13 protein-coding genes and 1 pseudogene are annotated in these 13,977 nt (G+C 63.0%); 9 read left to right on the top strand and 5 right to left on the bottom strand.

Features of this window, described 5'->3' with window-relative positions; genetic code table 11:
* The first annotated feature begins 18 nt into the window (after positions 1 to 18).
* Complete coding sequence (locus BLV18_RS21420; protein WP_090362485.1) at positions 19 to 969, top strand: homoserine kinase; 951 nt, start codon at positions 19 to 21, stop codon at positions 967 to 969.
* 216 nt (positions 970 to 1,185) lie between these two features.
* Here the strand turns inward: BLV18_RS21420 and BLV18_RS21415 are convergent, their stop codons facing one another.
* Positions 1,186 to 2,061, bottom strand: a complete 876-nt coding sequence (locus BLV18_RS21415; protein WP_375143198.1) for a zinc ABC transporter substrate-binding protein — start codon at positions 2,059 to 2,061, stop codon at positions 1,186 to 1,188.
* A gap of 111 nt (positions 2,062 to 2,172) precedes the next feature.
* Here BLV18_RS21415 and zur point away from each other — a divergent pair, with 111 nt between their 5' ends.
* From zur to BLV18_RS21395, 4 genes are all read left to right on the top strand, one after another.
* Positions 2,173 to 2,655 (top strand): zinc uptake transcriptional repressor Zur, encoded by a 483-nt coding sequence (gene zur, locus BLV18_RS21410; RefSeq protein ID WP_049860514.1) that lies wholly within the window; start codon positions 2,173 to 2,175, stop codon positions 2,653 to 2,655.
* Positions 2,655 to 3,425 carry a zinc ABC transporter ATP-binding protein ZnuC gene (gene znuC, locus BLV18_RS21405; RefSeq protein ID WP_090362482.1) on the top strand — a complete coding sequence of 257 codons (771 nt, stop codon included), beginning with the start codon at positions 2,655 to 2,657 and terminating at the stop codon, positions 3,423 to 3,425. Before zur ends, znuC begins: the two co-directional genes overlap by 1 nt.
* Complete coding sequence (gene znuB, locus BLV18_RS21400) at positions 3,418 to 4,200, top strand: zinc ABC transporter permease subunit ZnuB (protein WP_090361784.1); 783 nt, start codon at positions 3,418 to 3,420, stop codon at positions 4,198 to 4,200. Before znuC ends, znuB begins: the two co-directional genes overlap by 8 nt.
* A gap of 156 nt (positions 4,201 to 4,356) precedes the next feature.
* The gene (locus tag BLV18_RS21395; protein ID WP_049860510.1) at positions 4,357 to 5,064 is read left to right on the top strand and encodes a PA5502 family lipoprotein; all 708 of its coding nucleotides are present in this window, start codon (positions 4,357 to 4,359) and stop codon (positions 5,062 to 5,064) included.
* Here the strand turns inward: BLV18_RS21395 and katE are convergent.
* Complete coding sequence (katE, locus tag BLV18_RS21390) at positions 5,061 to 7,199, bottom strand: catalase HPII (protein WP_049860509.1); 2,139 nt, start codon at positions 7,197 to 7,199, stop codon at positions 5,061 to 5,063. The genes BLV18_RS21395 and katE overlap by 4 nt on opposite strands.
* Before the next feature lie 285 nt (positions 7,200 to 7,484).
* On the opposite strand from katE, the gene BLV18_RS21385 reads away from it, so the two are divergent.
* From BLV18_RS21385 to BLV18_RS21375, 3 genes are read left to right on the top strand one after another with little or no spacing between them, the layout of a single operon-like run.
* Entirely contained in the window at positions 7,485 to 8,492 is a 1,008-nt protein-coding gene (locus BLV18_RS21385) for a methionine ABC transporter ATP-binding protein (protein ID WP_090361781.1), read from the top strand.
* The gene (locus BLV18_RS21380; protein WP_049860507.1) at positions 8,492 to 9,163 is read left to right on the top strand and encodes a methionine ABC transporter permease; all 672 of its coding nucleotides are present in this window, start codon (positions 8,492 to 8,494) and stop codon (positions 9,161 to 9,163) included. Before BLV18_RS21385 ends, BLV18_RS21380 begins: the two co-directional genes overlap by 1 nt.
* Before the next feature lie 38 nt (positions 9,164 to 9,201).
* Positions 9,202 to 9,975 (top strand): MetQ/NlpA family ABC transporter substrate-binding protein, encoded by a 774-nt coding sequence (locus BLV18_RS21375; RefSeq protein ID WP_090361778.1) that lies wholly within the window; start codon positions 9,202 to 9,204, stop codon positions 9,973 to 9,975.
* Positions 9,976 to 10,013: 38 nt separating this feature from the next.
* On the opposite strand, the gene BLV18_RS21370 is transcribed toward BLV18_RS21375, so the two are convergent.
* Positions 10,014 to 10,646 carry an SCO family protein gene (locus BLV18_RS21370; protein ID WP_090361776.1) on the bottom strand — a complete coding sequence of 211 codons (633 nt, stop codon included), beginning with the start codon at positions 10,644 to 10,646 and terminating at the stop codon, positions 10,014 to 10,016.
* A 172-nt stretch (positions 10,647 to 10,818) separates the two neighbouring features.
* On the opposite strand from BLV18_RS21370, the pseudogene BLV18_RS21365 reads away from it, so the two are divergent.
* Positions 10,819 to 11,451 (top strand): annotated as a pseudogene (locus BLV18_RS21365) (hypothetical protein); the annotation flags it as partial.
* Positions 11,452 to 11,534: 83 nt separating this feature from the next.
* Here the strand turns inward: BLV18_RS21365 and BLV18_RS21360 are convergent.
* Positions 11,535 to 13,049 (bottom strand): SulP family inorganic anion transporter, encoded by a 1,515-nt coding sequence (locus BLV18_RS21360; protein ID WP_197980065.1) that lies wholly within the window; start codon positions 13,047 to 13,049, stop codon positions 11,535 to 11,537.
* 200 nt (positions 13,050 to 13,249) lie between these two features.
* The gene (locus tag BLV18_RS21355) at positions 13,250 to 13,957 is read right to left on the bottom strand and encodes a carbonic anhydrase (protein WP_049860502.1); all 708 of its coding nucleotides are present in this window, start codon (positions 13,955 to 13,957) and stop codon (positions 13,250 to 13,252) included.
* Positions 13,958 to 13,977: the final 20 nt, after the last annotated feature.

The raw sequence follows: 13,977 nt of genomic DNA, 5'->3' as shown, positions 1-13,977 counted from the left end.
TATGGGCAAATCTACGACATGTCTGTGTTTACACCCTTGACCCGCGCCGAGCTCGAAACCTTTCTGGCCCCTTATGGCCTTGGCCGTCTGCGGGACTTCCAGGGGATTGCCGCCGGTACCGAGAACAGCAACTTTTTCATCAGCCTGGAGCAGGGTGAATACGTACTGACTCTGGTAGAGCGCGGGCCGACTCAGGATTTGCCGTTCTTCATCGAACTGCTCGATGTGCTGCACGACGCGCAGCTGTCGGTGCCCTATGCCTTGCGCACCACCGACGGAGTCGCGCTGCGTACCCTCGCCGGCAAACCAGCCCTGCTGCAGCCGCGCCTGGACGGTCGGCATGTGCAGGCACCGAACAACCAGCACTGCGTTCAGGTAGGCGAGTTGCTGGCGCACATTCACACGGCAACCCTGGACGCACCACTGGTACGCCGAACCGACCGTGGCCTGGACTGGATGCTGGAGGAGGGCGAAAAGCTGGTCGGTGGCCTCGACGCGGCGGCTGCCGAATTGCTGCGTCCGGCCCTGGCCGAGATCCAGGCGCATCACGCGCAGATCCTGGCCCTGCCGCAGGCCAACCTGCACGGCGATCTGTTCCGTGACAACGTGATGTTCGAAGGCACGCACCTGACCGGCGTGATCGATTTCTACAATGCCTGCTCGGGGCCGATGCTCTACGACCTGGCGATCACCGTGAACGACTGGTGCTCGGACGAGCAGGGTGCGCTGGATGCGCCACGGGCGCGGGCGTTGCTGGGTGCCTATGCGGCGCTGCGGCCGTTCACCGCAGCCGAAGCGCAGCTCTGGCCACTGATGTTGCGCGTGGCCTGTGTGCGTTTCTGGCTGTCGCGCCTGATCGCGGCGCAGTCGTTTGCCGGGATGGATGTGCTGATTCACGATCCCAAGGATTTTCAGGATCGCTTGGGGTTGCGGCAAAAGGTTGGGGTGGCGTTGCCGTTTGTTTTCTAGGGCTTGATTTCGCGGGGCGGCCTTCGCGGGCAGAGCCCCGCTCCCACAATAAGGATTTTCAGGATCGCTTGGGGTTGCGGCAGAAGGTTGGGGTGGCGCTGCCGTTTGCTTTCTAGGGCTTGATTTCGCGGGGCGGCCTTCGCGGGCAGAGCCCCGCTCCCACACGGTCCGCCGCCCGCCTCGCTGCCACATGAGCCTGCTCCCAGCGCAGGAGCGTCAGAGCTTTTCCAGGCAGCCGGCGAGGTTGTCGGCCAGGTTGGCCAGCAGGGTCTCGTAGCCCGTCGCCGTGGCCTCGTCGAAACCACCCAGGGCGTCAAGTTCGGCCAGGGTCACCGGCAGGCCGGCCGTCAGGGTCTGCGCCAGCTTCGGCCGCATCGGCGGCTCGCTGAACACGCACGTCTTGCCCACTTCCTGCAGCCGCTGGCGCATTGCGGCAACATGCTGCGCGCCCGGTTGCACTTCGGCTGCTACGGCAAATACGCCCGTATGCTTGAGGCCATAGGCTTCCTCGAAATAATCGAAAGCCTCGTGGAAGACGAAATAGGGCTTGCCCTGGATACCCGCAACCCGCGCGGCCAGGCGGGTGTCCAGTGCATTCAGACGTTGCGTGAACGCCGCCAGGTTGGACTGGTAGCGGGGCGCATTGACCGGATCGGCCGCGGACAGGTCGGCGGCCATGCGCGTGGCGATTACCCGGGCGTTGACGGTGGAAAGCCACAGGTGGGCGTCCAGTGTGCCTGGGCGATGGTCGTGATCGTGGTCCGACGCTTCCTCGGCGTGGGAGTGACTGTCCTCGGCGAAATGCCGCAGATGCAGCCCCGGCAGCGTCTGGATGGTCACCGTGGGCTTCTGCCGAGTCTCCAGGACGCGGGGCAGAAAGCCTTCCATGTCCGGGCCGATCCAGTACAGCAGATCGGCGTCGCCTACCCGGCGTACGTCCGATGGTCGCAGCGCATAGTGGTGCGGCGAGGCGCCGGGCGGCAGCAGTACTTCAGGCTGGCCCACGCCGTCCTGCACGGCGGCTGCGATCAGCTGCACCGGCTTGATGCTGGTCAGTACACGCACCTGGGCCTGTGCCGGCAGGGCGGTCATGCAAGCGGCGAGCAAACCGATGGAAAGAGCAAAAATACGAACCACAATGGACACTCTCGGGGGCAAGAACAGGTAACATAATAACGTCTCTATCAGAATTCGTCGCCGCTCATGTCCAAAACACCGCTGGCCAGCCGTCCCCACGACCACTCCCATTGCGTCCATCACGCACTGAGCGAGGCCGATGCCTTGTGCCTGAAACAGGGCCTGCGTTTGACTGCCTTGCGCCGCCGCGTACTGGAGCTGGTCTGGCAAAGCCACAAGCCGCTGGGGGCCTACGACATCCTTGCCGTGCTCAGCGAACAGGATGGCCGTCGCGCAGCGCCGCCCACGGTCTATCGCGCCCTGGACTTTCTGCTCGACAACAACCTGGTGCACCGCATTGCTTCGCTCAACGCCTTCATCGGCTGCAACCATCCCGAGCACGCCCACCAGGGCCAGTTCCTGATCTGCCGCACCTGCCATGTGGCCGTGGAACTGGAGCACAAGACCATCAGCGATGCCATCGTCGAGAGCGCGCAGGGTATCGGCTTCGCCGTCGAGGGGCAGACCGTGGAAGTGGTCGGCCTGTGCGCGGCCTGCCGGGGGGCGTGATGAGCGAAGCCTTGATCCGCCTGGACCAGGTCAGCGTCGAGTTCGCCGGCCAGCGCGTGCTCGATGACATCCATCTGTGCGTGCAGCCTGGCGAAATCGTCACCTTGATCGGCCCCAACGGCGCCGGCAAGACTACCCTGGTGCGTGCCGTGCTCGGTTTGCTCAAGCCCGACTCGGGCAGCGTCTGGCGCAAGCCTCGGCTGCGCATCGGCTACATGCCGCAGAAGCTGCACGTGGACCCGACCCTGCCGCTGTCGGTGCTGCGTTTCCTGCGCCTGGTGCCGGGTGTGGACCGCGCGCGTGCCCTGGCGGCGCTGGAGGAAGTGGGCGCCGCGCAGACCATCGACAGCCCGATCCAGACGGTGTCCGGCGGCGAAATGCAGCGCGTGCTGCTGGCGCGAGCGCTGCTGCGCGAGCCCGAACTGCTGGTGCTCGACGAGCCGGTGCAAGGCGTCGACGTGGCCGGCCAGGCCGAACTCTATGCCCTGATCACACGCCTGCGCGAGCGCCATGGCTGCGGCGTGCTGATGGTGTCCCACGACCTGCATCTGGTCATGAGCACCACCGATCAGGTGGTTTGTCTGAACCGCCACGTCTGCTGTTCCGGTCATCCTGCACAGGTCAGCGGCGATCCAGCCTTCGTCGAGCTGTTCGGCAGCCACGCGCCGAGCCTGGCGATCTATCACCATCATCACGACCACGCCCATGACCTGCATGGCGGCGTGGTCAGTGACACTCACGTACACGGAGACAGCTGCAAGCATGGCTGATTTTTTACTGTATGCCTTGCTGGCAGGCCTGTCCCTGGCAGTGGTCGCGGGACCGCTGGGTTCGTTCGTGGTCTGGCGCCGCATGGCCTATTTCGGCGATACCTTGTCCCATGCGGCCCTGCTCGGCGTGGCCCTGGGCTTCGTGCTCGACATCAGCCCGGCGCTGGCGGTAACGGTGGGCTGCCTGCTGCTGGCGATATTGCTGGTGACGCTGCAGCAACGCCAGCCGCTGGCCTCGGACACCCTGCTGGGGATCCTGGCGCCGAGCACCCTGTCGCTGGGCCTGGTGGTGCTGAGCTTCATGCATGACGTGCGCATCGACCTGATGGGCTATCTGTTCGGTGATCTGTTAGCGATCAGCGCGACCGACCTGTACTGGATCGTCGGCGGCAGCGTGGTGGTGCTGGGGCTGTTGATCGCCCTGTGGCGGCCATTGCTGGCGATCACCGTTCATGAAGAGCTGGCACGCATCGAAGGGTTGCCCGTGGCAGGTCTGCGCATGGCCTTGATGCTGTTGATCGCCGTGGTGATCGCGGTGGCGATGAAGATCGTCGGCGTATTGCTGATCACTTCATTGCTGATCATTCCGGCGGCGGCCGCCCAACGCCATGCACGCTCGCCCGAGCAGATGGCACTGGGCGCCAGCGTGCTGGGGGTGATCGCGGTGTGTGCCGGGTTGGCGCTCTCGTGGTTCAAGGACACGCCAGCCGGGCCATCGATCGTGGTGAGTGCTGCGGTGTTGTTTCTGCTGAGTTTCGCTTTGCCCAAGCGGTAGGCATTTGTCAGAAAAAGACTCTCTACGGCGAGGGCTCGCCTCTCGCTCAGGTACTGCCCGGAAGCGGCGGATCGGCGATTTTCAGCGTCCATATTTTCGCCGACACCCCCACGGTGTAGACTTGGCCGTTTTTTGGGCAAATAGAGAGTCGCAGCAATGAAGCCGTTCGCCTCCCGTTATCTGCTACTTGCCACACTTTCCCTGCTGTTGACCGCTTGCCAGACTTCGTCGCGCGACCCTGCCGCTGACGCAGGTCCTGATGCCTGGCAACAGCTGGAAACCAATATCGCCAGCAGCGAGCTGGCCACGGCTGAAGATCAGCTGGTCAAGCTACAGGCCCAGGCTCCGCAGGATCCGCGCGTCAACGAGGCGCAGCGGCAGTTGGCCGAGGCCTATCTGCAGCGCAGCCAGGTGATGCTGCAAAAGGGTGACGTCAATGCGGCGGCCACTGCGCTGGGCCGTGCTCGCGTGTTGATGCCTCAGGCACCGGCCCTCATCGGCGGCGTCAATGGTGCCATCGCCCAGGCGCGCAAGGCCGAGCTGGAAAAAGCCGAAGCGGCCCTGAAAGCGGCCGAAGCCCGGCCGAAGGCCTTGGTGCTGGATCCGAACGCCAGTGTTTCAGCAGTGCCTTTGAAGATGCACAGCGCACCTCAGTTGCGCGCACAGATGCGCGACATCGCGACCGACGTCGTTCATTACCAATGTGATGTGATCATTCAGGTGGCCCAACCAGGCGAATATCGCCGGCTGGAAGCGCTGCTCAAGCAGCGCGTCAGCGAACAGTTGCCAGAAATGCAACTGAAGGTCGGTCGCCGTGTGGTGCACGGACAACCGACCCAAGTGGTGCTTATACCGCGCCGTTAAGCCGGAATGGCTTTGGCGGCCGGCTCACGATCCCACACGCGATGCTTGGCGATCGCAGCGATGAACGCCTTGATGGTGCTGTCATCGTCGCCCACCAGCAGACCGGCATCTTCCTGCAGGCGCAGCGCTTCGAGCAGCGCCTTGCCATCCTTGCTGACACCGATTGCCTTGAGGTGCTTGTAGGCTTCGAGCAGGTAGTGCAAGGCCACGCCATCGGCGCTCAGTGCCTTGATCGAATCCGCGCCACCTGGCACCCACACTGCATCGAAAGCCACCGACGGCAGACCTTCCTGGGAAGCGTCGACTGCCAACGTCTGGCCGTCGGCAGTCTTGACCGGTGCGCTGGTAGGGCCCAGAACCTTGGCGTGTGCGCCTTCGGCCTTGAGCGCCTTCTGCAGCGCAGCGACCGCTTTGCCATCCACACCGTTGGCGACCAGGATCGCCACCTTGCGGCTCTTGATGTCGCCCGACAGCAGGTTGGTCTGGCTCAGCGCAGGCGATTCCTTCAGCGAAGAAGGCTTGACTGATACGGTGCCCTTGGTCGGCGCAGGCAGACCCAGGTTGGCGGCAACGCGCGAAGCCAGTTCCAGATCGATGTTGGCCAGGATTTCGTTGACCTGACGGGCACGAATGTACTCGCGCTCGACCTTACCCAATTCGAAGCTGTAGGCCGCGATGATGTGCTCTTTCTCGGCATGGCTCATGCTGTTGAAGAACAGCGTGGCTTGCGAGAAGTGGTCGGAGAACGATTCGCTGCGCTCGCGGACCTTGTGCGCGTCGACACGCTCGGGATAGGTCTCGAAGCCGCCATCGATCGGTGCCGATGGAGTTTCCTTCGGCCAGCCACCGTCAATGGAGTTTGGCTCGTAGGACGCACGGCCCTTGTCGATGCGGGTGCGGTGCTGGGCATCACGCTGACCGTTGTGGTTCGGCGCGATCGGACGGTTGATCGGGATCTCGTGGAAGTTCGGCCCACCGAGACGGCTGATCTGGGTATCGGTGTAGGAGAACAGGCGACCCTGCAATAGAGGATCGTTGCTGAAGTCGATACCGGGAACGATGTGGCCCGGGCAGAAGGCAACCTGTTCGGTTTCGGCGAAGTAGTTGTCCGGGTTGCGGTCCAGGACCATGCGGCCCAGCGGAGTGACCGGAACCAGCTCTTCGGGAATGATCTTGGTCGGGTCGAGCAGGTCGAATTCGAACTTGTGTTCGTCTTCTTCCGGCACGATCTGCACACCCAGTTCCCATTCCGGGTAGTCACCCATCTCGATGGATTCCCACAGGTCGCGGCGGTGGAAATCGGTGTCCTTGCCGGCCAGTTTCTGCGCTTCGTCCCAGACCAGCGAGCAGGTGCCGAACTTTGGCTTCCAGTGGAACTTGACGAACGTGCCCTTGCCTTCGCCGTTGACGAAACGGAAGGTGTGGATACCGAAGCCCTGCATGGTACGCAGGCTTTTCGGGATCGCACGGTCGGACATGGTCCACAGCACCATGTGCGCAGACTCAGGCACCAGCGAGACGAAGTCCCAGAAGGTATCGTGAGCGGAACCGCCGGTCGGGATCTCGTTGTGTGGCTCAGGCTTCACGGCGTGAACGAAGTCGGGGAACTTGATCGCGTCCTGGATGAAGAAGACCGGCATGTTGTTGCCGACCATGTCGAAGTTGCCTTCGTCGGTGTAGAACTTCACGGCGAACCCACGCACGTCGCGCACGGTGTCACCCGAGCCGCGTGGGCCCTGCACGGTGGAGAAGCGGACGAAGACCGGGGTCTTCTTCGCCGGGTCGCGCAGGAAGCCAGCCTTGGTCAGGGCCGAATGGTCTTCGTAGGTCTCGAAGAAGCCATGGGCAGCAGTACCGCGGGCGTGGACGATACGCTCCGGGATGCGTTCGTGGTCGAAGTGCGTGATCTTCTCACGCATGATGAAGTCTTCGAGCAAGGACGGGCCGCGTGCGCCGGCTTTGAGGGTGTTCTGGTTATCGCTGATCTTCACGCCATGGTTGGTGCGCAGCGCTTGTCCGGTGCCATCGGCACGGAACTGCTCGAGCGATTCCAGTTTGGCGTTGGTGTTCTGACGATCCAGAGTGTCGGTGCCAGCCGCTTCGCTCTTGCCGGCAGGGGGGGTCTTGTTGCTCATCGGGCCTTAACTCCTTGGTTCACGGCAGTCCGTGGTCGGACTTTGATAAGTACCCTCACCTGATCACGGCAGGCATGGGTCAGGAATACTCAGCAAGTGACCTGATAAATTGCAGGGGCGTTCCTTTTTTTTCACGAACGGTCGCCAGGCCGACCTTTAGTCGCGTTATTGCCAAATCGCAGGTTGCGGCGAAAATAAATGCTAAATACGACTGGACGCCTGGGCTAAAATGCGCGCCCGGCTATCAGCTGCTACCCCATTCATGCGCCCCACAAGGTTCGCTACGTGATCGAGTTCCAAGATGTCCACAAGACCTACCGCGTGGCCGGTAGGGAAATTCCCGCGCTGCATCCCACCCGATTCACGGTGCCGGCAGGCCAAGTGTTCGGCCTCATCGGCCACTCCGGCGCGGGCAAAAGCACGCTGCTGCGCCTGATCAACCGCCTGGAAAACCCCAGCGGTGGCACGATCATCGTCGACGGTGAAGACGTCACCGCGCTCGATGCCGACGGCCTGCGGGGTTTTCGGCAACAGGTCGGCATGATTTTCCAGCATTTCAATCTGCTGGCTTCCAAGACCGTTGCCGATAACGTGGCGATGCCGCTGAACCTGGCCGGGCGCCTGTCGCGCAAGGAAATCGACCAGCGCGTGGCCCAGTTGCTCGAGCGCGTCGGCTTGTCCGACCATGCGCGCAAGTACCCGGCACAGCTGTCCGGTGGTCAGAAGCAGCGTGTCGGCATCGCCCGCGCGCTGTCGACCAACCCCAAGATCCTGCTCTGCGACGAGGCCACCAGCGCCCTGGATCCGCAGACCACGGCCTCTGTCCTGCAACTGCTGGCCGAGATCAACCGCGAACTGCAACTGACCATCGTGCTCATCACCCATGAAATGGACGTGATCCGTCGGGTCTGCGATCAGGTTGCGGTGATGGACGCCGGACGCATCGTCGAACAAGGCCCTGTGGCCGACGTATTCCTGCACCCACAGCATCCGACCACCCGTCGTTTCGTTCAGGAAGACGAGCAAGTCGACGAGAACGAGCAGCGCAGCGACTTCGCCCATGTGGAAGGCCGCATCGTGCGCCTGACCTTCCAGGGCGAGGCCACCTACGCGCCGCTGCTGGGCACCGTGGCGCGCGAGACCGGCGTCGACTACAGCATCCTGGCCGGCCGCATCGATCGCATCAAGGACACCCCCTATGGCCAGTTGACCCTGGCAATCAATGGCGGCGACATGAACGCGGCATTCGCCCGCTTCACCGCTGCCGACGTTCACATGGAGGTGCTGCGCTGATGGACCTGATCAACTTCTTCGCCAGCGTCGACTGGAGCGAAATCTGGCAGGCCACTCTCGACACGCTGGTGATGCTCGGTGCGTCGCTGCTGTTCACCATCCTGCTGGGCCTGCCGCTGGGTGTTTTGCTGTTCCTCACCAGCCCGCGGCAGATGTTCGAAAAGCCCAGGCTCTATGCGGTGCTGTCGTTCATCGTCAACGTGGTCCGCTCGCTGCCGTTCATCATCCTGATCATCCTGCTCATCCCCACCACCGTGGTGCTGGTGGGGACGTCGCTGGGCGTGGCCGGGGCAATTCCGCCACTGGTCATCGGCACCGTGCCCTTCTTCGCGCGGCTGGTGGAAACCGCCCTGCGCGAAGTCGACCGCGGCATCATCGAGGCAACCCAGGCCATGGGCGCCACGACGCGGCAGATCATCACCCGGGCGCTGGTGCCCGAAGCCCTGCCGGGGATCATAGCGGCCATCACCGTGACGACCATCACGCTGGTGTCGTACACCGCCATGGCTGGCGTGGTCGGCGCCGGGGGCCTGGGTGACCTGGCGATTCGCTACGGCTACCAGCGTTTCCAGGACAACGTGATGTACGTCACGGTGATCATCCTGATTCTGATGGTCCAACTGCTGCAGATGCTGGGCGACCGCCTGGTCGTGCACTTCTCTCGCAAATAATCGTAGGTCTGGCCCACGGGCCGAAAAGGAAATCGAAGATGAAAAGACTACTGGCCGCCATGGCCGCCGTCGCTGCACTGTCCGCCCAGGCCAACGAAAGCCTGAACGTGGCGGCCACCGCCGTGCCCCATGCCGAGATTCTGGAATTCGTGAAGCCGCAACTGGCCGAGCAGGGCGTGGACCTCAACATCAAGGTGTTCACCGACTACATCCAGCCCAACGTCCAGGTCGCGCAGAAGAACATGGACGCCAATTTCTTCCAGCACCAGCCGTATCTGGATGAGTTCAACAAGGGCAAGGGTACCGATCTGGTCGCCGTGACCGGCGTTCACCTGGAGCCCCTGGGCGCCTATTCGAGCAAGATCAAGCAGCTCGACGAGCTGGGCAACGGCGCCAACGTGGTGGTGCCCAACGACGCCACCAACGGCGGTCGTGCCCTGTTGCTGCTGCAGAAATACGGCCTGATTCGCCTCAAGGACCAGAGCAACATCCTGGCCACCACCAAGGACATCGTCGAGAACCCCAAGGGCTTGAAGATCCGTGAGCTGGAAGCGGCGACCATCCCGCGCGTACTGACGCAGGTCGACCTGGCGCTGATCAACACCAACTACGCCCTGGAAGCCAAGCTGGATCCGTCCAAAGATGCGTTGTTCATCGAAGGTAACGACTCGCCCTACGTGAACATTCTGGTGGCGCGCCCGGACAACAAGGACTCACCGGCCATGCAGAAACTGGCCACCGCGCTGCACAGCCCCGAGCTCAAGCAGTTCATCACCGAGAAATACAAGGGCGCGGTGCTTCCCGCTTTTTAAGCCTGTGACAGGTCGAGTGTAAGCTCGACCTTCCTTTCTCAATCGCCCGCGACCAGCCCCGGAAGCTGGGCGATCATCTTCGCATTGTCGATCGGCCCGCGAATGAACCCCCGCTGGCGCCCATCCGGCCCGATCAACGCCAGGTTGGCGCTGTGCTCCACCAGGTAATTGGGCTTGCGCGTGTCGGCGGGGATGAACGGAATGCTGATGGCGCTGGCCAGCGCCTGCAGGGTTTCGACCGGCGCGACCCACCCTTCGAAGCCTGCCTTGAAATAACCCAAGTACTGCTTGAGGCGCTCGGGGGTGTCGCGGTGCGGGTCGACACTGATCAGCACCACCTGCAAGCGCTCGCGCGTGGCGTTGGGCAGCTGTTGCTGCACGTCGCGCAGGTTGGCCAGGGTGGTCGGGCAGATATCCGGGCAGAACGTGTAGCCGAAGAACAGCAGCGACCACTTGCCCCTGAGCTGGTCGACGTGAACGGGGGCGCCGTCCTGGTCGGTCATCTGCAGCGCAGGCATCGCGCGACTCTGGGCCAACAGGATGATCCCTGCATCGACCAATGCGGCGCGGTTGGGTTGGCTCTGCCGGGTGAGCAGGTGGTGAACGCTCAATCCGATCAGCAAGGCAAGGGCACCGGCAACGATGAAGACGATTTTCTGCGCTTTTGTCATGAGTCTGGGGTCAATGCACGTAAGAGGGGCGACGTTATCAGGCGAGCCATGAGGAGGGTAGTGGTTCGCGTCGTTATGAAATGTGTCCCGACTATGACAAATGCGTCTTAGCCTTCCCGATGGGCCAGCTATCGTTCCCACTTCACTTTCGTGACACCCGCCTGGAGCCTTCATGAACACCGCCGCATTGCGCGAGCAGATCCAACGTGCCACCGAACACGAGGCCGCTTCCGGCCAGCTGCAGCAGCGCCTGGAAAAGCAGCTGCCGCAGCTGCACCCGTCCATCGACATCGCTGAAGGCAACGACACCGCCCTGTGGCGCTTCGTCGCCGCCTACATCGATGAAGTCCCGCAACTGCTCGACGCCGCCAGCGAGGTGTCGGTCAAGGCGGGTATCCAATCGCAGATCGATCCGGTGCTGAAGATTGCCGAAGAATACTTCCTGCAACCGCCCGGCATTCTCGCGGACCATCCAGGAATGGATGGCCTGCTCGATGAAGCCTACCTGGCCCATCGTCTGGTAGAGGAAATCAACGATCTGTACATCCGTCACCTCGGCCAGCCGCTGATACCGCTGGACATGACCGTGGCCAACCTGATCGCCCACCAGTTGATCGGTGAAACCTTCGCCAACGAGTTGGACGAGGTCGTGCACCATTCGGTGGACCAGATGCTGTGCGATGAAAGCTTCGAGCTGCCGTCGGTGCAAGCCTACCGCGACAAGCTGATCAGCCCCGAGACCGGGGCAGCATGGAAACAGTGGCCGTGCATGTCACGGCGCCTGGGGATTGGCCTGGACTTGAACGCAGGCTCGCAGGCTCGCAGGCTGCGACAGGACCTGGCGAGCACTAGTCGCCAAGCCCTGCAGAGCGCTTCCCGGTTGCCGGGTCAGCTGCCGAAGCCTGCGCTGGTCCGCAGTTGACCTTCGATGCGCCGCTTGAGGCCGCGGCTTTCGATGATCATCCGCGAGCCCTTGCTCTGATTCGCGCGGCCCCAGTCCTCCAGCAGTTCCAGGCAGGAGTGGTCGATGTAGGTCAGGCCAGCAAGCGGCACATGGACAATCGTACCTTCCGGAATGCTGGCCAATGCCTTGGTCAGCGCCGGGACCTTGAGAAAGGTTGCCGAGCCCACCATGCGCAACTCCACCTCACCAGGGGCCTGGTCGACCAGGGTGATCTTCAGGCGCGCTGCCTTGAAGGCCAGCTTCAGCAGGGTCAGGGCGAAGCCCAGCAGCACACCGGTAAGCAGGTCGGTGAAGACGATCGCCAGGGCCGTGGCCGCGTAGGTGAACATCGGCATGCGACCGTAGCGGCCCAGGCCCTTGAAGGCCTTGAAGTCGACCAGCTTGACGCCGGTGAAGACCAGTACGCCCGCGAGGCTTGCCACCGGGATGCTCTGCAACAGGCTGGACAGCAGGACGACGAAACCAAGCAGCCAGACACCGTGCAGGATCGCCGACAGACGGGTCTGTGCACCGGCCTGGACGTTGGCCGAACTGCGCACGATCACACCGGTCATCGGCAGCGCGCCGAGGATGCCGCACAGCATGTTGCCCACACCTTGCGCCGACAGTTCGCGATCGAAATCCGAACGCTGACCATTGTGCATGCGATCCACCGCAGCCGCCGACAGCAATGTCTCGGCACTGGCAATGAAGGCCACGGCAATGGCGGCGATCAACAGGGCCGGATCGGCCAGGTTGAGCAGGTCGGCGGGGCGCAGCCAGTCGATGGCTTCAGCCAGGTTCGCCGGCACTTCGACACGCTTGACCGGCATGGCGAAGAACAGGCTCAGCCCGGTGGCCAGCCCCACGCCCAGCAGCGCGCCGGGAACGAAGCGCAGCTTCTGCGGGCGTAGCTTTTCCCAGGCGTACATGACGGCGATGGTCAGCAGGCCCAACAACCCGGCTTGCCAGCCCAATCCGCCACCGATGCTGGGAATGGCTTGGCCGACGACCGCAGGGAATTCGATCAGGTTGCTCAGACCCGAAGGCTGCGGCGCCCGGTCGAGCATGACGTGGACCTGGGACAAGACAATCAGCACGCCGATACCGGCCAGCATGCCGTAGACCACCGCCGGCGCCGTGACGCGGAACCAGCAACCGAGCTTGAAACGCCCGGCCAACAGTTGCAGCAGACCAGCCAGCAGCAGGATGGGACCGAGCATGGCCATGCCGTGCTGACGAACCAGTTCGAAGACCAGCACGGCCAGGCCGGCGGCCGGACCACTGACCTGCAACGGCGAGCCGGCCAGAAAGCCGACCACGATACCGCCGATGATGCCGGTGATCAGGCCCTTGGAGGGCGGCATTCCCGAGGCGATGGCAATACCCATGCACAACGGCAGCGCGACCAGAAATACCACGACCGAGGCGAGCAACTCGCGCGGCAACACCGCTTTCATGTGTGCAATATTCACGTTCAATCTCCTGCAAGCATTCAAGCGAGCCGGGCCACTCTTTTCGACAGGCAGCAGCGTGCCTGCCCAATCCCCTGTAGCCCAACCGGCGCGGCGGTTACAGGTGGATTCGGCAAGCAATCGTTGAGGTGTGCTGTCGACAGATGTTGGCCAGGCAGGCCCTGTCAAACGGACGCCACGGCGACCTAGAAGCGGCCCTTGGGCGTAGCGCTAGGCGTCGTGGTCGTTCTGTCGAGCGGACGGAAGCAGTCCTGCTCGGCGTCGTAGGCCTTGATCTCGCTGGTTTCGATGTTGTAGATCCAGCCATGGATGAACAACTGGCCGCTGGCCATGCGCGAGGCCACCGATGGGTGGGTGCGCAGGTGTTGCAACTGGGAGATGACGTTTTCTTCGGTCAGCACTTTCATGCTTTCGGCTTCGTTGGCGCAGTTGCAGTTGTCTTCGACCACGGTGCGGGCCACTTCCGAGTGGCGCAGCCAGGCCTTGACGGTTGGCATCTTTTCCAGCGAAGCGGGGTTGAGTACGGCCCGCATGGCGCCGCAGTCGGAGTGGCCGCAGACGATGACGTGCTGCACGCCCAGGGCCAGGATGGCGTATTCCAGAGCGGTGGAAACGCCGCCGTTCATCTGGCCATAAGGCGGCACGACGTTGCCGACGTTACGGGTCACGAACAGGTCGCCGGGAGAGCTTTGGGTAATGAGTTCGGGAACGATGCGCGAGTCGGCGCAGGTGATGAACATGGCCCGCGGTGCTTGCGCGGTGGCAAGCTTCTTGAACAACTCTTGTTGCTGGGGGAAGACGTCATGATGGAAATGCAGGAAGCCGTCGACGATCTGTTTCAGGGAGGCTTCAGCCGTATCGGCATGGCTCGGTGTAGGATCCTTGTCGCTCATGATTCATCCTCTTGCTGGAT

Origin of the sequence: Pseudomonas coleopterorum, from assembly GCF_900105555.1 — a bacterium.
In the GTDB taxonomy this organism is placed as follows: Bacteria; Pseudomonadota; Gammaproteobacteria; order Pseudomonadales; family Pseudomonadaceae; genus Aquipseudomonas; species Aquipseudomonas coleopterorum.
Note: the sequence above shows the minus strand (reverse complement) of the source record. Positions and strands in the feature narration are given on the sequence as shown.